This is a genomic window from Citricoccus alkalitolerans, assembly GCF_039528175.1.
Lineage (GTDB): Bacteria > Actinomycetota > Actinomycetes > Actinomycetales > Micrococcaceae > Citricoccus > Citricoccus alkalitolerans.
Genome location: NZ_BAAALH010000001.1, coordinates 772518 through 791104, shown reverse-complemented (window position 1 = coordinate 791104; position 18587 = coordinate 772518). Strand labels below are relative to the sequence as shown.

At 68.2% G+C, this 18587-nt stretch carries 17 protein-coding genes and 1 tRNA gene; 1 reads left to right on the top strand and 17 read right to left on the bottom strand.

Features of this window, described 5'->3' with window-relative positions; genetic code table 11:
- Positions 1-2: 2 nt before the first annotated feature.
- The 13 genes from ABD134_RS03510 to ABD134_RS03450 all read right to left on the bottom strand — a co-directional run bounded on the left by ABD134_RS03510 (position 3) and on the right by ABD134_RS03450 (position 13967).
- Positions 3-1688, bottom strand: coding sequence for a ribonuclease J (locus ABD134_RS03510; RefSeq protein WP_344226737.1), 1686 nt, complete (start codon positions 1686-1688; stop codon positions 3-5).
- A gap of 178 nt (positions 1689-1866) precedes the next feature.
- Positions 1867-1942, bottom strand: a tRNA-Ala gene (locus ABD134_RS03505).
- Between the two features lie 161 nt (positions 1943-2103).
- A complete protein-coding gene (locus tag ABD134_RS03500; protein WP_344226735.1) occupies positions 2104-2718 on the bottom strand; it encodes a histidine phosphatase family protein in 615 nt (204 codons plus the stop codon).
- Between the two features lie 73 nt (positions 2719-2791).
- Complete coding sequence (rsfS, locus tag ABD134_RS03495) at positions 2792-3238, bottom strand: ribosome silencing factor (RefSeq protein WP_115931099.1); 447 nt, start codon at positions 3236-3238, stop codon at positions 2792-2794.
- Between the two features lie 123 nt (positions 3239-3361).
- Positions 3362-4612: a hypothetical protein gene (locus ABD134_RS03490; protein ID WP_344226731.1), complete on the bottom strand. Its 1251-nt coding sequence runs from the start codon at positions 4610-4612 to the stop codon at positions 3362-3364.
- A complete protein-coding gene (gene nadD, locus ABD134_RS03485) occupies positions 4609-5325 on the bottom strand; it encodes a nicotinate-nucleotide adenylyltransferase (RefSeq protein ID WP_344227655.1) in 717 nt (238 codons plus the stop codon). The genes ABD134_RS03490 and nadD overlap by 4 nt, the downstream gene beginning before the upstream one ends.
- Before the next feature lie 54 nt (positions 5326-5379).
- Positions 5380-5607, bottom strand: a complete 228-nt coding sequence (locus tag ABD134_RS03480; protein WP_344226730.1) for a hypothetical protein — start codon at positions 5605-5607, stop codon at positions 5380-5382.
- A 116-nt stretch (positions 5608-5723) separates the two neighbouring features.
- The gene (locus ABD134_RS03475; protein ID WP_344226729.1) at positions 5724-7082 is read right to left on the bottom strand and encodes a glutamate-5-semialdehyde dehydrogenase; all 1359 of its coding nucleotides are present in this window, start codon (positions 7080-7082) and stop codon (positions 5724-5726) included.
- A 10-nt stretch (positions 7083-7092) separates the two neighbouring features.
- Positions 7093-8253, bottom strand: a complete 1161-nt coding sequence (gene proB / locus ABD134_RS03470; protein ID WP_344226727.1) for a glutamate 5-kinase — start codon at positions 8251-8253, stop codon at positions 7093-7095.
- Positions 8246-9889, bottom strand: a complete 1644-nt coding sequence (obgE, locus tag ABD134_RS03465) for a GTPase ObgE (RefSeq protein ID WP_344226725.1) — start codon at positions 9887-9889, stop codon at positions 8246-8248. Before obgE ends, proB begins: the two co-directional genes overlap by 8 nt.
- Before the next feature lie 188 nt (positions 9890-10077).
- Positions 10078-10338 (bottom strand): 50S ribosomal protein L27, encoded by a 261-nt coding sequence (rpmA, locus tag ABD134_RS03460; protein WP_115931093.1) that lies wholly within the window; start codon positions 10336-10338, stop codon positions 10078-10080.
- A 44-nt stretch (positions 10339-10382) separates the two neighbouring features.
- The gene (gene rplU / locus ABD134_RS03455; RefSeq protein ID WP_344226724.1) at positions 10383-10691 is read right to left on the bottom strand and encodes a 50S ribosomal protein L21; all 309 of its coding nucleotides are present in this window, start codon (positions 10689-10691) and stop codon (positions 10383-10385) included.
- Between the two features lie 231 nt (positions 10692-10922).
- Positions 10923-13967: an Rne/Rng family ribonuclease gene (locus ABD134_RS03450; protein ID WP_344226722.1), complete on the bottom strand. Its 3045-nt coding sequence runs from the start codon at positions 13965-13967 to the stop codon at positions 10923-10925.
- A gap of 492 nt (positions 13968-14459) precedes the next feature.
- Here ABD134_RS03450 and ABD134_RS03445 point away from each other — a divergent pair, with 492 nt between their 5' ends.
- Complete coding sequence (locus ABD134_RS03445) at positions 14460-15125, top strand: vitamin K epoxide reductase family protein (protein ID WP_344226720.1); 666 nt, start codon at positions 14460-14462, stop codon at positions 15123-15125.
- A 50-nt stretch (positions 15126-15175) separates the two neighbouring features.
- On the opposite strand, the gene ABD134_RS03440 is transcribed toward ABD134_RS03445, so the two are convergent.
- The 4 genes from ABD134_RS03440 to ABD134_RS03425 form a co-directional block, all read right to left on the bottom strand.
- Positions 15176-15697 (bottom strand): GyrI-like domain-containing protein, encoded by a 522-nt coding sequence (locus tag ABD134_RS03440; RefSeq protein ID WP_344226718.1) that lies wholly within the window; start codon positions 15695-15697, stop codon positions 15176-15178.
- Positions 15698-15946: 249 nt separating this feature from the next.
- On the bottom strand, positions 15947-16369 hold the full coding sequence (gene ndk / locus ABD134_RS03435; protein WP_344226716.1) for a nucleoside-diphosphate kinase: 423 nt from the start codon (positions 16367-16369) through the stop codon (positions 15947-15949).
- A gap of 81 nt (positions 16370-16450) precedes the next feature.
- Positions 16451-16942, bottom strand: coding sequence for a DUF4233 domain-containing protein (locus tag ABD134_RS03430; protein ID WP_344226714.1), 492 nt, complete (start codon positions 16940-16942; stop codon positions 16451-16453).
- The gene (locus ABD134_RS03425; protein WP_344227653.1) at positions 16939-18555 is read right to left on the bottom strand and encodes a bifunctional folylpolyglutamate synthase/dihydrofolate synthase; all 1617 of its coding nucleotides are present in this window, start codon (positions 18553-18555) and stop codon (positions 16939-16941) included. Before ABD134_RS03425 ends, ABD134_RS03430 begins: the two co-directional genes overlap by 4 nt.
- Between the last annotated feature and the right edge of the window lie 32 nt (positions 18556-18587).

The window sequence follows — 18587 nt, the reverse complement described above, 5'->3', positions numbered from 1 at the left end:
GGTCAGGCGTCGATGACGACGACCGTCAGGACGGGCGCCCGGCGGTAGGCACGATCGAGGTGACGGGCCACAGTGTCGCCGATCAGCTGCTCGAGCTTGTCGAGGTCGTCGATCTCGGACACGGACGGCTTCGACAGTGCGATCGAGACCTTCTTGGCCGCACCGTCGAAGATCACCTTGTCCTGGATGAAACCCTTGGTGACGAACTCCAGGGGCTCGGCGAGCTGGTTGGTGTCCGCGTCCACGAGGGCCACGACCGTCACAGAGCCGCCTTCCTGCAGCGACGTGCGCTCCTTCAGGGTCTCCTCGGTGACCTTGCCGACGGTGTGGCCGTCCACGTAGACCAGGCCGGCCTCAACCTGACCGGAGACAGCTGCCTTGCCGTTGACCAGGTCCACGGTAGTGCCGTCCTTGACAACCAGCACGCGTTCCGGAGCGATACCGGTCTTCACAGCCAGTTCGGCGTTGGCGTGCAGGTGCTTGGACTCACCGTGCACGGGCATGACGTGCGTGGGCTGCACGATGTTGTAGCAGTAGACCAGCTCGCCAGCGGAGGCGTGTCCGGAGACGTGCACCTTGGCATTGCCCTTGTGCACCACCTTCACGCCAAGGTCGGTGAACTTGTTGATGATGCCGTAGATGGCGTTCTCGTTGCCGGGGATCAGGGAGCTGGCCATCAGCACGGTGTCGTCCGTGCCGAGCTTGATCTGGTGGGTGCCGTTGGCCATCCGGGACAGGGCGGCCATCGGCTCGCCCTGGGAACCGGTGCTCACCAACGTCACCTTGTTGTCCGGCATGGACTGCAGCTTCTTGAAGTCCACCACGAGCCCGCGCGGGATCTTGAGGTAGTCGAGTTCCCGGGCGATGCCCATGTTCTTGACCATGGACCGGCCCACGAAGGCGACCTTGCGGCCGTGAGCGTGCGCGGAGTCCAGGACCTGCTGGATCCGGTGCACATGGCTGGCGAAGCTGGAGACGATGATCCGTTTCGGCGCGGTGGCGAAGACCTGGTCGATCGCCGGGGTCAGATCTCGCTCGGAGATCGTGAAGCCGGGCACCTCGGCGTTGGTGGAGTCGGTGAGGAAGAGGTCCACCCCCTCCTCGCCCAGCCGGGCGAAGTGCCGCAGGTCGGTGATGCGCCCGTCCAGCGGGAACTGGTCCATCTTGAAGTCACCGGTGTGCAGGACCAGGCCGGCAGGAGTGCGGATGGCCACGGCCAGCGAATCCGGAATGGAATGGTTGACGGCCACGAACTCGAGTTCGAAGGGACCGGCCTGGTAGAGGTCCTCGGCCTCCACGTGGACCGTCACCGGCGTGATCTTGTGCTCGGTGAGCTTGGAGGTGATGAAGGCCAACGTCAGCTGCGAGCCGATCAGGGGGATGTTCGGACGTTCCTTGAGCAGGTAGGGCACGCCGCCGATGTGGTCCTCGTGCCCGTGGGTCAGCACGATGCCGACGATGTCATCCCAGCGGCCCTGCAGGGACGTGAAGTCCGGCAGGATGACGTCGATCCCGGGCTGGTGCTCCTCCGGGAAGAGCACACCGCAGTCGACGATCAACAGCTTGCCGTTGTACTCGAAGACGGTCATGTTGCGTCCGACCTCGCCGAGGCCTCCCAGTGGCGTGACCCGCAACCCCCCGGAAGGAACGCCGGACGGGGACTTGGACTTGCGAGGCGAACGGGCCAAAGGATCACGCTTTCATCGGGGTTGTTTCAAGACAGGGGGACCATGCCGACTGTACGGAACCGGCATGGACGCGGACCGCTACAGGGAGATCAACTCCCCATGCTACCCCTCACGGTGGTGCTCCGCCGCGCCGAGGTAACGAAAAAGCTCTTGTTCCGAAGAACAAGAGCTTTTCATCTGGTGGAGGTAAGGGGATTCGAACCCCTGACCTTCTCCATGCCATGGAGACGCGCTACCAACTGCGCCATACCCCCAGATGCGTTGTTTTGGGCCTTCCCGTTTCCGTTCCGCCCGAAGCAACTCCATAAATATACACAGCACATCGTGCGCTCCGCAAATCAACCGGACTCCCTGTGGTGGAGGGCACAAGATCCACCGTCCGGGCGCCGGCCCTCAGCCGTTGATCACTCGTTCTTCACGCGTTGTAGGCCTCGATCCGCCACCGTCCGGGGCGTTGCGGCGAGCCCTCCAGGACGATCGCCGCACCATTGCGCAGCCGCTCCAACCGCCCCATCCCGGCCGCGTCCATACCGGTCAGGAGCGTGGCCGCGGCCCGGAGGCAGTTGCCGTGCGCCGTGACCAGCATGGCCTCCGGCGTGCCGAGAGTGGACTCCGCCTCGCCCACCATGCGGGTGATGGCGGTGACCACCCGGGTGCCGGACTGTCGTGGGGTCTCCCCTCCCAGCGGGCCGTGGTCCAGATGGGAGCTGCGCCACGTGGTCCAGTCGTCCGGCCACTGAGTCCGGATCTCAGTGAAGCTCAGACCCTCCCAGGTGCCGCCACCGGTCTCCATGAACTCCTCGTGCAGAACCAGGTCCAGACCACGGCCGTCCACCACGGATTCCGCGGTGGCGCGGGCACGGACCAGGGGTGAGGACGCCGCCAGGTCGAAATGGTGGCCGGCCAACCGGAGTGCGGCCTGAGCGGCCTGAGACCGGCCGACGTCGTCCAGGGGGATATCGGTGTGTCCCTGGTAGCGCTCCTCGGCGTTCCACGCCGTGCGGCCGTGCCGCAACAAGACCAGTCGCATTCCCTCTCCCCCGTTCAGTGCAGTTCAGAGCTGTTCAGCACCGGTCAGTTCCACTCAGATCTGCAGGCGGCGATCAGTCCTGATCCCGGCTGGGGGTCCAGTCCCGCGGGCCCTCGTCCGGGTCCACCGCGGAGCCGCCCTCGTCCGCGGCCACGCCATCGGCCAGGCCGAGGTCCACCAGTGGGGCGTCCTTCCAAAGGCGGTCCAGCGCATAGAACACGCGCTCCTCCTCGTGCTGGACGTGCACCACGAAGTGGCCGTAGTCCAGCAGGACCCAGCGGCCACCGGCCTTGCCTTCGCGGCGGATGACGTCCAGCGTGAGCTGCTGGGTCAGCACGTCCTCGATCTCATCCACCACCGAGACGACCTGGCGTTCAGAGCCTGCGGAGGCGATCAGGAAGGCGTCTGTGAGGCCCATCTGCTGTGCCACATCCACGGCCACGATGTCCGTGGCCTGCTTGTCTGCGGCGGCCTGTCCGGCCAGTTTGAGTGCGGTCAGGGTGGTCTCGGGAATGGTCATAGGCACCTCGGTGTGGGTCAGTGAACTGGTCGGATGAGTGAACTCAGGAAGGAAGCGGAAAGGAACAGTGAGAGCGGTAGGAGGCGGTGGAAAGGACGAAAGGAGCCGTGGAGGGGCAGGCCGTCAGAAGACGATGGCGAAGATCAGCGCGACCACGAGGATCAGGACCACGATCGCGGCCACGATGATCAGAGTCCGCTCGCGTGCGGACCATTCGGAGGCCTGGATGGAATCGAGTCCATGCGCGGACTGCGCGTCCACGGGCTCGTGCCGGTCGGTGGGAGAAACTGCCCCCAGCTTCGCCGCGGCAGCGCCAGCCGTTGGCTTCGCTACGGACGGTGATCTCGTCACCGAGGGCGAAGCGGCCTCCGGATCCACCGATGGGACCTGGCTGATGAGGCCGGTGTTGAGTTGACGCGCCTTCTCGGCCAACAACTCCTGTTCCCGGAGCAGAGCCGGGTCGACCGTGGACGGATCCGCCCCTGCTGCGGCCTCGATCCGGGCTGCCAGCGCAACTCCCTCCGCGGCGAGGGATTCCCGGGTGAACGGCTGTCCCGCGGAGGTGCTCGGAGCCGCGGCCACGGCCACGGCCGTGCCGCCATCGGTCATCTCAGCGGACTCCGCCACAGCACCGGAGGGTGCCCCTTCCGGCGCCTCGGCCCGGCGGGCCCGGGTGGCCTCGCGGCGGGTAGTCGGCCGGACGGGTTCCGGATTGCCACGTTCAGCGGCGTTCTCGGACTCCGGGGAGACCGGACCATCCGTGGTGGCAGCGGCTGGCATGGCTGCACCCTGCTGGCGTCGCCATTCGCGCAGTTGGCGCCGCGAGAGCGGTTGCCCGCCCGGGCCCGTGGGGACACCGTCCCGGTCCAGAGTCACACCCTCGGGCAGCCGTTCAGTTGAGGAGGCCGCCACCGGCGCGGTGGTCTGCTTCCCCGGCCCCCTGGCCCCACGGTCCGCTGCACCGGTGGCCCGGCGGGCCTTCAGCGCGGGCCGGTCCGCGGGTGCGGTGTCGCCACCGGTCGAGGACACCGCCTCGGCCGGGGACTTGATGGCGTAGGCGCCGTTTCCGGACTCGCCCGTGGCGTAGATGACGCGGGGCAGCTGTCCGGTGAGGGGGCCGACGTCGGCGGGGCTGATGGAGGTGGCCGGCAACTCCAGGATGGTCGCCTTGGAGGGATCGCCGGCCGGAGCGCCCGCCTCGCTGTCGGCACGGCGGTGCTGGCGGAGGGACCGCCGTGTCGGCAACGGCTGCTCGGTCTGGGTTGCGCCAGTGGCTCCCGGCGCCGATTCCGTCCGGGGGGCGACGCGCTTGATCTCGGGTTTCCCGAGACGCGGGTTGGCGCCCTGTGGCTTCTGGTCCTGCTGATGACTCATACGGTGGTTCCCGGCGTCGATGCTGTTGCGGCAGCCGGGTCCCCGGCCTGCCGTGGTGTGTCCGGGAGCATGTCGGACGGGCGGCTCCCCCCGGTGAACGGCTCCTGACCCTCACCGCTGCCGCCGCCCAGTCCCCCTCCGGGGATATGGGCGGACGGCAGGTACAGGTTGTGCTTGGCGATGTACTGGACCACACCGTCCGGCACCAGGTACCAGACCGGCTTGCCGCCCTGGACCCGGACTCTGCAATCGGTGGAGGAGATCGCCATGGCGGGGATCTCCATGAGCTTGATGCCCGTCTCCGGCCCCAGCTCCACCAGGTCGTGTCCAGGACGGGTCACGCCCACGAACTGGGCCATGTCCCAGAGCTTCTCGACGTTCTTCCAGGTCATGATCTGCTCGAGGGCGTCGGCACCGGTGATGAAGAACAGCTCTGCCTCGGGGCGCAGAGTCTTCAGGTCGCGCAGAGTGTCCGCCGTGTACGTGGGGCCGGGCCGGTCGATGTCCACGCGGGACACCGTGAAGCGGGGGTTCGAGGCCGTCGCGACCACGGTCATGAGGTACCGGTGCTCGGCGGGTGACACCCTCCCCGCATCCTTCTGCCAGGGTTGGCCCGTGGGCACGAAGACGACCTCGTCCAGGTCCAACTCGGAGGCCACCTCGGAGGCGGCGACGAGGTGACCGTGGTGGATGGGGTCGAAGGTGCCGCCCATGATGCCCAGGCGGAAGCGACGGTGGGTCACAGCGAGATGCGGTTCAGGGGAGAATCAGTGACCGGAACGCTGACCGCCGTGGCCAGCCGATCCGTGGACGTTGACGTCAGTGGCCGGCGCGGGGTGGCGCTCCGAGACGGAACGCAGGGACATGGTGGCCACCAGCATCAGCATCAGGATGGCGAAGCTTCCCACGCCGAAGACCCAGTCCGGGGCGATGAGCTCGTTGACCACGTGGGCCTCTTCAGCGGCAACGGCCACGGCCGCGGTGATGTTCTGCATCTGGTGGTTCTCCCTTAACACTGCTAAGACTGCTATGACGGCCGGTACCCCAGCCTCGTATCACGGTGATGTCTGCGGTCCATCCTAGTACGTTCCCCGCAGGGTTCCGGCCCGCGTCAGGATCGGACCTGGCCCTGGCCGCGCAGCACCCACTTGGTGGTGGTGAGCTCCTCGAGGCCCATCGGACCGCGTGCGTGCATCTTCTGCGTGGAGATCCCCACCTCGGCACCGAGCCCGAGCTGACCGCCGTCCGTGAAGCGGGTAGAGGCGTTGACGATGACTGCAGCGGAGTCGATCTCGGCGACGAACCGGTCGGCATGGGCCAGATCATTGGTCACGATCGCCTCGGTGTGCCCGGTGGACCAGCGGCGGATGTGGTCCATGGCCTCATCGAGCGAGCCGACGGTCTTCACGGCCAGCTCGAGAGCCAGGTACTCGGTGCCCCAGTCTTCCTCCGTGGCCGGCGCGGCCGAGGCTTCCGCCTCGGCGGGCAACCAGGCACGGGCGCCCTCGTCCACGTGCAGAAGCACCCCGGCCCGGTGCAGGGCGCGCAGCACCTCACGGCCGGCCTTCTCCGCCCCCGCGTGGATCAGCAGCGTCTCGGCGGTGTTGCACACGGAGACGCGCTGGGTCTTGGCGTTCAGTGCGATGTCCACGGCCATCTTCACCGGAGCCGACTCGTCGATGTAGAGGTGCACGTTGCCCTCGCCGGTCTCGATGACCGGCACCTTGGCGTTGTGGACCACGGACTGGATCAGTTCCCGTCCACCCCGCGGCACCAGCACGTCCACGGACCCGCGCTCGGACATCAGTGCCGTGGCGCCGTCCCGGCCGAACTCGTCGATCCCCTGGACGATGTCCGCTTCGAAGCCGTGGGCCAGTGCCTGCTCCCGAAGGATCTGGATCAGCACTGTGTTGGTCTCCCGCGCGGCGGAGCCGCCGCGCAGGATCACGGCATTGCCGGACTTCAGGGCCAGCCCGGCGATGTCCACGGTGACGTTGGGGCGAGCCTCGTAGATGGCTCCCACCACGCCCAGGGGGACACGCAGCTGGGTCATGTGCAAGCCGTTGGGCAGGTCACGTCCACGCACCACCTTGCCGACCGGGTCCGGCAAGGCCATCAGCTCCTCCAGCGCGGCGGCCAAGGCCTCGATCCGCGGCCCGTCCAGGCTGAGCCGGTCGAGCATGGCCTCCGAGGTGCCCTTCTCGCGGCCGTTCTCCACGTCCTTGCGGTTGGCCGCCAGAATGGCGGAGGCGTTCTGACGCAGTGCGTCCGCCATGCCCTGCAGGGTCTCGTCCTTTCGGGCCCGACGCGCGGTGGCCAGTTCCGGACGCGCCCTGCGGGCCCGCTCGGCCACCGCGCGGATCGCCTCGCGGACCTCCTGTGGCACGGAAGCTCCGGCCTGTTCCCCGGAGGGTCCGGTTCCGATGGATGAGTCGGTGACGGGGGCGTTGTTCTGGGCAGTCGTGGACATACACCCCAGCCTAACGCCGGGCCCGTGCCCTCGCCGGCAGTCGGACACAATCGTCAGTGTGCACCACGGGCCGCTGGTACTCCGGTCCGAACTCCTCACGCAGCTGGACGGTGTGCCGTCCGAGCATGGCAGGTAGCTCCGTCGAGGAGTAGTTGACGAAGCCACGGGCCACCACGGTACCGACGGCGTCTGCCAGCTCCACTGGGTCGCCGGCCTCGAAAGCCCCTTCCACCCCGGTGATCCCGGCCGGCAGCAGGGACCGGCGGTTCTTCACGACCGCGGCGACCGCGCCGTCGTCGAGCACCACACGGCCCTGCACCTCGGCGAGCAGGCCGAGCCAGATGCCGCGCGCGGACTGCCGCTTCCCGGAGGCCTGGAACCACGTCCCCACATCCTCACCGGCCAGCGCGGCCTCGGCGTTCTGCGCCGAGGTGACGATCGCGTGGATCCCCGATCCGGTGGCGATCCCGGCGGCGTCCACCTTGGTGACCATGCCCCCGGTCCCGACGCCGGCCGGCCCGGTCCGCCCGATCTGCACCGCCTCCAGGTCCGCCTTCGAGACCACGTGAGCGATGCGTTCCGAGCTGGGACGCGAGGGCGGTGCGGTGTACAGGGCGTCGACGTCCGTCAGCAGCAGCAGCGCATCTGCGCGCAGCAGGTTGGCGACCAGGGCCGAGAGCCGGTCATTGTCCCCGAACCTGATCTCCGCAGTGGTCACAGTGTCGTTCTCGTTCACGATCGGGACCACCGACAACGCCAGCAGCCGGTTCAGGGCCCGGTGTGCGTTGGTGTACTGGGTGCGGCGGATCAGGTCCTCCGCGGTCAGCAGCACCTGCGCCACCTCGGTGCCGTGTCGCGCGAAGGAGGCCGTGTACTCGGCAAGCAGCTTGCCCTGCCCGACGGCGGCGGCGGCCTGCTGCGTGGCCAGGTCCCGAGGGCGCTTGCCCAGCCCGAGGGGATGGATGCCGGCGGCGATGGTCCCCGAGGACACCAGGATGACCTCCGTGCCGCGGGCGCGGACCGCGGCGATCGTGTCCACGAGCGAGTCGATGGCTTCCCGGTTCACACCCGTGGGGGTGGTCAGGGAGGAGGAGCCGATCTTGACGACCAGGCGGCGGGCCCGGCGCAGGGTGTCCCGACCCGTCACCGGATTGGGGACCTGCTCAGCCATGGGAGTCCTCGCGGCCCGTGACCTCTTCGGCTTCCCCGGCCGTGCCGGCACCGTCGGACTCCTCGTCGCTGATACCCGCCAGGCGATTGATCTCCTGATCCACCGCCCACACGCCGGTGCGTCGCTCACTTTCGAGCTCGGCCTGGGTCGCGGCGCGGGCGGCCTTGCGCTCCTCGTAGTCACGACGCTTGTCCTCACGGGTGGGCCGGTCCCGTTCCTCCATGCGAAGATCCGCTCCGCGGGGGCCGCCGAGCAGTTCGGCACCGGCCGCCATGGTCGGCTCCCAGTCGAAGACCACCCCGTTGTCATCCGAGCCGATGACCACGGCATCGCCGGGCTTGGCGCCCTGCTTGAACAGCTCGTCCTCCACGCCGAGGCGGTTGAGGCGGTCAGCCAGGTAGCCCACGGCCTCATCCACGGTGAAGTCGGTCTGGGCCACCCACCGTTCGGGCTTGACGCCACGGACCCGGAACAGGGGCTCGAGGTTGCGCTCCTCGCGGCGGATCTCGAACTCTCCCTTGCGGCCCTTGCGCGAGCGGACGGCACGCGGGCGGATGACGTCGGGTTCGGCGATCTCCTCGGGCTCGGGCAGCCGTTCGCGGGCCTGGCGGACCAGGTCGGCCATGGCGAACTTCAACGGGTCCAGTCCCCTGTGGGAGACGGCGGAGACCTCGAACACGCGCAGTCCACGCGCCTCCAGGGTGGCACGGACCATGTCCGCCATGTCTTGACCGTCCGGTAGGTCGGTCTTGTTCAAGGCGATCAACCGGGGGCGCTCGTTCAGCGGGATGACGCCCTGACCGCCCTGGGCGAAGGTCGGCTCCACGGCGTAGGCGGCGAGTTCGGCCTCGATGGCCTCGAAGTCGGAGAGCGGATCCCGGTCGGTCTCCAGGGAGCCACAGTCCAGCACGTGCACCAGAGCCGCACAGCGCTCCACGTGGCGCAGGAATTCCAGGCCCAGGCCCTTGCCCTCGGAGGCACCCGGGATCAGGCCCGGGACGTCGGCGACGGTGTATCGAGTCTGTCCAGCCTGGACCACGCCCAGGTTCGGCACCAGGGTGGTGAACGGATAGTCGGCGATCTTGGGGCGGGCCGCGGAGATGGAGGCGATGAGGGAGGACTTGCCGGCCGAGGGGAAGCCCACGAGGGCAACGTCCGCCACGGACTTCAGTTCCAGGACGATGTCCCGCTCTTCCCCGGGGATGCCGAGCAGGGCGAAGCCGGGGGCCTTGCGCTTGGCCGAGGCCAGCGCCGCGTTGCCGAGGCCGCCCATGCCGCCTTCTGCCGCCACGAAGCTGGCACCGTGACCCACGAGGTCGGCGAGGATGTTGCCCTCAGCGTCCTTGACCACGGTGCCGTCCGGCACGCTCAGCGTCAGGGACTCGCCGTTGGCGCCATTGCGGAAATCGCCCATCCCGGGCCCGCCGTTGCCGCCGTGACGGTGCGGTGCGTGGTGGAAGGAGAGCAGCGTGGTGGTCTGCGAATCCACGACCAGGGTGACGTCTCCGCCATCCCCGCCATTGCCGCCGTCGGGACCGCCCAGGGGCTTGAACTTCTCCCGCTTCACGGAGGCCACGCCGTGGCCTCCGTGTCCGCCGGAAACGTGCAGGACCACTCGGTCCACGAAAGCCGCCATGGCCGCCTCTCCTGAAGAACTTCTCGGTACCACCCGTACGGTGGTCCCAGTCTTGCGCAAATCGCTGTGCTCCGGGGCGGAGCATAGAGCGCGTTAACCACTGCGGCGGAGGCGGGCCGCAGTGGCCCACCCCCGCCGGAGCGTTGAACTACTGGGGGATCACTCCCCCGGTGCCGTCAGCTGAATGATCACTCAGCAGCGGCAGTAACGATGTTCACGACCTTGCGGCCACGACGGTTGCCGAACTCGACGGCGCCGGCGGACAGGGCGAACAGGGTGTCGTCCTTGCCGATGCCGACGTTGGCGCCCGGGTGGAACTTGGTACCGCGCTGGCGGACCAGGATCTCGCCGGCGTTGACGGCCTGGCCGCCGAAACGCTTGACGCCCAGGTACTGTGCGTTCGAATCGCGGCCGTTCTTGGAGGAACTACCGGCCTTCTTATGTGCCATGGTGCAATCCTTCGGTGTTTATCTCGGGGACCTGGAAGTCCGGATCAGGCGATCGAGGTGACCTTGACGGTGGTCAGCTCGGAACGGTGACCCTGGCGCTTCTTGTAGCCGGTCTTGTTCTTGTACTTCTGGATGACAATCTTCTTGCCACGGGAATGGTCAACGACCTCGGCAGTGACCTTGACCTTGGACAGGTCATCAGCACCGGTGGTCACCTTGTCCCCGTCCACCAGCATGACGGCGGAGAGCTCCAGGGAGCTTCCGGCCTCAGCGGCAACGCGGTCAAGGGTAACGAGGTCTCCAACGGAGACCTTTTCCTGGCGGCCGCCAGCGCGGACAATCGCGTACACCACTTGGGACTCACTTCTCTCGACATTTACGAATCTGTTTGACTGCAACCCGGCCTGCCCAAACCAGCGGTGTCCGGCCGGCAAAGGCGGACGGTCCCGGACAGCGGGGGCAACGGCTCTCGGCGTACCGGCGGGCTTTCCAACACCCAATTCACCGGGCAGACAGAAAACGACGGCGGCGCAGCACCGAGTATCCATCCTACCCGCCGGTGCCCCTCGGGCCAAATGACACGCTCACTCGGGGCGAGCGATATCCTCCGCCTTGACGCCGACACCGAGCATCATGGGTGCGGCCGAGGGCGCGGCCACCTTCTCCTGCCGGGCCTCCGCCTCCGCGGCATTCCCGGCCGGGGCTGCGGTAGCGCTGAACCGATGTCCACCGCCGGTGTTCTCGTCAGCCGCCGCGACCTCCACCGTCCGGATGTCACCGGCTCCCTCGGAGGAGGCTGCCCGACGACGACGCTGAGGCCGTGCTGCCGGTTCAGCCTGGCCCCCCTGGCCCGCCTGGACTGCCTGAGCTGCCTGACCTGGCTGGACCGTGTCGCCGGAGGCGCGCTGGTCGCGGGGGGTCTTCTGGTCGAGAGCGCTCTCCAGCGACGCCAAGTCGGCTGGGTGGGCCGCTGTGGCCTTCGACCGCCGGGAGCGGCGTTTGGCCTGCGGCACCTCGACGGATTCGCCCGCGAGAGTCAGGGTCGAGGGTGCCGGATCCGGCCGGTCCTGCCCGGCGACCTTCTCGGAGGCCTGCTCGGGCACCGACTGGGAGGCCTTCTCAGTGGTGGGGTCCCCGTCCTTCTCCTCGTGCGCGCTGGCCGCGGCGGCTGCCATGTTGGCGAACGCCGCCCGGGCCGCCTCGGCACGGGCCTTGCGCTCGGCCTCCTCCTCGGGAGAGAGCTTCTGCTCGACCGGCGGCTCCTGATGCTCATGGCGCTCACGCTCGGCCTGGCGTTCCCGGCTGCGGCGGCGGCGCTCACTGCGGGAGGACTTCCGGCCTGCGTCGTTGGAGTCATCCTGCCCGGATCCGTCGGAACTGCCGGATCCGCCGGATCGGGCCGATCCGCCGTGGCTGTGGGACGCGCTGTGGGCCCGCGGCTCGCCGTGCGCAGTATGGGCGCGGCGGTGTTCCACGGGCATGTCATGGACGATGATGCCGCGGCCGCTGCAGTGCTCACAGGTCTCCGAGAAGATCTCGACGAGGCCGGTGCCCATACGCTTGCGGGTCATCTGGACCAGGCCGAGCGACGTGACCTCGGCGACCTGGTGCTTGGTGCGGTCCCGGCCGAGGCACTCGACCATGCGGCGCAGCACCAGATCACGGTTGGACTCCAGCACCATGTCGATGAAATCGATCACGATGATGCCGCCGATGTCCCGTAGCCGCAGCTGCCGGACGATCTCCTCGGCAGCCTCGAGGTTGTTCTTGGTGACGGTCTCCTCGAGGTTGCCGCCGGACCCGGTGAACTTGCCGGTGTTGACGTCCACCACGGTCATGGCCTCGGTGCGGTCGATGACGAGTGAACCGCCGGAGGGCAGGAAGACCTTGCGGTCCAGCGCCTTCTGCAGCTGCTCGTCGATGCGGTTGGACGCGAACAGGTCCTCGCCGCCGTGTTCCTCGGGCTTCCACTGCTCCAGGCGGGGCAGTAGGTCCGGCGCTACGTAAGTCACGTAGGCCTCGATGTTGTCCCAGACGTCCTCGCCCTGAACGATCATGCCGGAGAAGTCCTCGTTGAAGACGTCACGGACCACCTTGATCGTCAGGTCCGGCTCCGAGTAGAGCAGTTCCGGGGCCAGGGTCTTCGTGGAGGTCGACTTCGCCTCGATGCCCTCCCACTGGGCGCGCAGGCGGTTGATGTCATGCATCAGCTCCTGCTCCGAGGTGCCCTCGGCCGCCGTGCGGACGATCACGCCGGCGTTCTCCGGGAGATGGTCCTTCAGGATCTTCTTCAGGCGGGAGCGTTCGACGTCCGGCAGCTTGCGGGAGATACCCGTCATGGAACCACCCGGCACGTACACGAGGTAGCGGCCCGGCAGGGAGATCTGGCTGGTGAGCCGGGCGCCCTTGTGACCGACCGGGTCCTTGGTGACCTGGACGAGGACGGAGTCGCCGGACTTCAGGGCGTTCTCGATCTTGCGGGACTTGCCCTCGAGGCTGGCGGCATCCCAGTTGACCTCACCGGCGTAGAGCACCGCGTTGCGGCCCCGGCCGATATCCACGAAGGCGGCCTCCATAGACGGCAGCACGTTCTGGACCTTGCCCACGTAGACGTTGCCGATCAGTGAGTCCTGGGTGGTGTTGGACACGAAATGCTCGGCCAGGACCCCATCCTCCAAGACGGCGATCTGAATGCGGTGCTCGCGCTGGCGGACCAGCATCTTGCGGTCCACCGACTCGCGGCGGGCCAGGAACTCGGCCTCGGTGATCACATGGCGGCGCTGACGGCCACCGGACCGCGAATCGCGGCGGCGCTGGCGCTTGGCCTCCAGACGGGTGGAGCCCTTGAGGGAGGCAACGGCCTCCGGGCCGGTGGAGGCGGCCTGGCGGGGTGCGCGCACGCGGGTCACGGTGTTCTCCGGGTCATCCCCGGCGCCACCTTCCAGCTCCATGTCCACGTCACCGCGGCGGCGCTTGCGACGTCGGCGCGAACCGTTGCCGTCGCCGTCGGCGTCAGAGGCGTCCACCTGGTCCTGGTTCTGACGGTCCTCACGCCCGTCTCGGCCGCTCGCACCGGAGCTGCGCTGGGACTGGTCGTCGTCGCCGTCTTCCGAGGTGGGGCGGCCCTGGTCCGAGGCGTTGCCCGAGCGGCTACGGCTGCGACGGCGACGGCGGGAGCTGCGCGAACCGGGCTGGCCGCCATCGTCATCCTGCTCGTCCCGGTCATCGCGGGATATGCGGGAGTCGTCAGCGGTGGCCTCGACCTCGTCATAGCCGCCGCTGGCGTCCTCGTCCTGACGGCGGTTGCGGTTCTGACGCGGGCCGCGGCCCTCGGGTTCACTGCGCTCACTGCGGTCCTCGCGGGACCTGCGCGGTACCTGGGGCAGAGTGGACAGGTCCGGAGCCTTGAAGATCAGGGCCAACGGGTCTTCCGGGATGGCGAAGGGGTCATCAGCGGCCGGCTCCTCGGCGGCCGGTGCTCCCTCAGCGGAGGGCGATTCCTGCGCGGCCGTTGTTCCGGCGTCCTCGGGAACAGCCGAGGGCGGATCCAGCGTCCGGTCGCCGGCGGTCTGCGCGTCCTGTTCGGACGTTGCTGCTGCGTCGTTGTCGTGGTGTTCGTTGGCTGCCATGGACAGCACCTCCTGCACCGCGGTCACGCCACACTCGTGCCCGTGGAGCGGCTCGGTCCGTTCCCGGTGGCGTTTCCCCCGATCCGTCAAGCGGTACTCGGGGTGCCGCCGTCGACGGACTCCAAAAAGTCTTAGGTGAACCGTAGGTTCGGTCTCCGCGGGATGCGGCGCCCTCTCCCGGAACCATCGGCGGCCATCCCGGTTCACGCGTCTTGTCGCGTGCCCATGGCGGCTGTCGCAAGGCCGGGGACGCGTGGTCCGCGTCTCTCAGGCCTGGCAGTTTCCTTACACTGCCTCAGTCCTCTACCGCCGGCCCGGTGGCCGTCCAATGGACCCTGCCCATGGTGTGGCCATCGGCGGGTCGATGATCATTCTCTCACACGGGGAGCCTGATCGTCGGGATGAAGCCGATGAGCCTCCGCCACCCGGCGCACGGCCGTGCGCGAGACCAGGACTCATTCGCTGAAGCACCCCACGTTCTACGATGGAGCGGTGAACTCCCGCGCAGATGCCTCCCCCCACACCGCGACCGACGCCGGCAGCGACGGCGCCACCCCCGGCAGCGGGCTCGACGACCGCCTCAGCTGGTACGCCCGGCCCCTCGGTACAGCCTGGGTGCTGCTGGTCACCGCCCTGCTGGGCTTGTTCGGCACCCTCATGCTCGTCATGGAACGGGTGATGCTGTGGAACGATCCGAACCACATCACCAGTTGCGACCTCAATCCCTGGGTGTCCTGCGGCGAGGTCATGAAGACGTGGCAGTCCCAGCTGTTCAACTTCCCCAACCAGTTCATCGGCATGGTGGCGTTCCCGATCGTCGTCACGATCGCCATGGCCCTGTTCGCCCGGGCGCGGTTCGCCCGCTGGTTCTGGATCGGCATGAACCTCGGAGTCCTGGCTGGCTTCGTCTTCATCGTCTGGCTGTGGAGCCAGGCCGTCTACGAGATCAACATCCTCTGCCTGTACTGCATGGTCGTCTGGGCCGGCATGATCCCCCTGTTCGTCCTGCTGACGTCCCGGAACATCCAACACGGCGTGATCCCCGCACCGGCCGGTCTCCGCAAGTTCGCCGCCGAATGGTCCTGGCCGATCATCGTTCTGCTCTACGTGGGCGTGCTCGCGTCCATCCTGCTGCGCTTCTCCAACGCCTTCTTCTGAGCCGCTGTTCAGAACCGCCTCAGCGGACGGCCCAGTCGAGCAGCGTGATCTCAGGCGAGCAGCGTGACCAGGTCGGTGCGCATGGCGGCCGGGTCCTGGTCCGGGCTCGGCTCAGTCGCGTAGATCTCCCAGAACGGCAGCGCGGGCTGATGCCCGGCCTCGGCGACGGCCTGCATGAAGGTACCCCAAGCATCCCCCAGCCCCTCATAGGCGCCGAGGTGGGACACGATCGCGATCCGCCCACCCGGCAACTGGGAGGACTCCAGCGTGATTCCTGATTCCGCGGTGACCGGCTCCTCCAGAGGTCGGTCCACCGGCAGGCCCACCTCCATGTCCACCGAGTCCGAAGGCATCCGGGTGTTCAGCGAGAAGGCAGGGCCGACCGGGTGGAGGCCATGGGCGCCGAGCGCGGGAAATAGCGCGGAGAAGGTGGAGTCGAACACCTCCGCCATGGCGGCCATCGGTGAATCGTTGACGACCTGCACCACCGTGGTGACCGGCGGCACCTCGAGGATCGTGACCTCGGTGTAGGGAGCGGCCAGGTAATACGGGCTGGAGGCGTTCTGCGTCATGATGGCTCCTCGGGTCGGGGTCCCCCATGTTCTCTGTCAAGGGGCGGCGGGATGATCAGGGGCGGTACGTCCGATGATCACCCTAGGACGCGAGCCCGGGCCGCCCCACTCCATACCTGCGGTCTGCGTCGGCGGTCCCGCCGGGTGAACGAGAAGTCACCACCCCGGAAGATCCGCGCGAGTCTTCCTCGCCCGGATATCCCCGGGTGGTGGCGGCTCAGCCGGAGTCATCCGGAGCGGTCGGTCAGGTCAGGCGAACCAGATGCCGAGCTCGCGGGTGGCCGACTCGGTGGAGTCGGAGCCGTGGACCAGGTTCTTCTGCACGGCCTCGCCCCAGTCGCGGCCGAGGTCCCCGCGAATGGTTCCGGGGGCCGCTGCAGTGGGCTCGGTGGCGCCGGCCAGCGAGCGGAAGCCCTCGATGACGCGATTGCCCTGCAGCCGCACGGCCACGACCGGGCCGGACCCCATGAATCCGACGAGCGGCTCGAAGAAGGGCTTGCCCTCGTGCTCTGCGTAGTGCTGTACGAGCATCTCGCGGGTCGGCTCGAGCATCCTCAGGTCCGCGATGGTGTAGCCCTTGGCCTCGACGCGGGCCAGGATCTGGCCGGTGAGGTTGCGGGCGACTCCGTCCGGCTTGATGAGGACGAGGGTCTCTTCAACAGTGGTGGTCACAAGTGCTCCTTGGATCTCCAGGGTCGGGTGGTCCCGGGATGGATGGTTTCTAGGCCGCTCGCGCGGACTCCGGTTCCAACACTACTGGGATGCGGGGTCCTGCTCCTCACGCCACTTCGCCTCGGCCTTGGCGCGTGAGGTGTTCTCACGGTCGATCTGCGCGCCCTTGACCACGGCATACCACCAGGCCAGGCCGAAACCCACGCCCACGATGGTCATGGTGTACTCGATGAAGGCGGACGCCACCAGGAGAATCTGGATGGTCCAGCCAATCCAGATGCCCAGCGGCTTCCGGACCAACGCGCACGTCAGAATGGCCACCACCGCCAGTCCCAGGGACAGGCCCAGCGCCCAGGGTGCCATCGGCTCGCCCCGGTTGACCCCGTAGACGGCCATGCCGAAGAAGGCCAGCACGAAGGCCTCCATGACCAGGACGGTGGACGTGAAGGTCGCCCGGATGGAGCGGACCTTCTTGACCTGCCCCGGCTTCCACTGCCGCTGGGACTTGGTCTCCCGTGCCGGTCGCCAGGACTCGTGCCCGGTCGTCCTGTCGGCCGAGTGGTCCGTACTCATGCGCTGTTCCCTCCGTCTGCCCGAGATCCCCGGGCGCCCTCAGTCCCCTCGGTTCTCCCATCGACATCGTCATGATCGGTCTCTTCGAAGATGTCGTCGAAGTCCTCCTCATCCTCGTCGAGGCCGTCACCCAACTCCAGGCCGAAGTCGTTGAACACGTCCACGGCTGTGGGCACGGCCACCGCCTCCGGGGTCCCGGACCCTGGCGCACCCGCCGAGGGCGCACCGAGGAGCTCACGGGCCTCGGCCACGAGGGTGATGGACCCGGTGATCAGCACGCCGCCGCCCAGGCCTGCCTCCCCGGCAGCGGTGGCCTCGGCGCGCCCTACCGCCCATTCGATGGCGTCCGGAACGGACTCCGTGGCGAAGAGATCCTCCTCCGGCCAGCCGGCGTCCAGAGCCGTCTGGGCCAGCTCGCCGGCCGGGATGGCACGCGGCGAATCGGACTGGGTCAGGCAGAGGTCCTCCACCAGGTCACCGAACTCCCGGTACAGCTCCGTGAGCATGGCCAGGGCGTCCTTCTCCTGGAGGATACCGACCACCAGCACGAGCTTCTCGAGCCCGAACGCCTCCTGCAGGGCCCCGGCGGTGGCCTTGATGCCTGCCGGGTTGTGCGCGGCGTCCACCACGATCGTCGGGGCGTTGCGCACCACCTCGAGCCGTCCGGGTGCGGTGACCTCGGCGATGCCCTGCTGCAGCAGATCGAACTCCAGCGACTTGTCGCCCCCGAAGAACGCCTCCACAGCGGCCACGGCCAGGGCCAAGTTCTCTGCCTGGTGTCCGCCGTGCAACGGCAGCGTGAGTTCGGGGTAGCGGCCCGCGATGCCCTGGACAGACACCTGCTGTCCGCCCACGGCCACGGACCGGGATTCCACACCGAAGTCGACGCCACCGAACCGGAAGCCCGCGTCCACCGCACGGGCCACGTCCAGCAGCACCTGCGCAGCGTCCGGTTCCTGGGCGGCGGAGACGAGGAAGCCGCCGGGCTTGATGATCCCGGCCTTCTCCGCGGCGATCTCGGCCACGGTGTCCCCGAGCAGATCGCTGTGGTCCAGCGAGATCGGGCTCACCACGGACACCACCGCGTCGGCCACATTGGTGGCGTCCGTGATTCCGCCGAGACCGACCTCCAGCACCACCACGTCTACCGGCTCATCCGCGAAGACCGCGAATCCGAGCACGGTGACAGCCTCGAAGTAGGTCAGCCGGTTCTCCCCGGCAGCCTCCAGCTCGGCGTCGACCACCTGGACCACCGGCAGGATCTCGTTCCAGATCCGCACGAAGGTGCTGCGGTCCACGGGAGCCCCGTCGATGCTGATGCGCTCGGTCACGGATTTCAGGTGCGGCGAGGTGTACCGGCCGGTGCGCAGGCCATAGGCCCGCAGCACCGACTCGATCATCCGCGCCGTGGAGGTCTTGCCGTTCGTCCCCGTCAGGTGGATGACCGGCGCCGCCCGCTGGGGTTCACCGAGCAGCTCCATCGTCCGGAAGATCGGTTCCATCCGCGGTTCCATCTTGTTCTCCGGGGCCCGCGCGAGCAGGTCACGGTAGACGGCCTCGACCGTCTCGGGCGCCTCGGATGTCTCAGAGGTCTCGGACGGCCCGCCCGGCAACTGCTGGTCCTCGTTCTTGTTCTTCTTCTGGT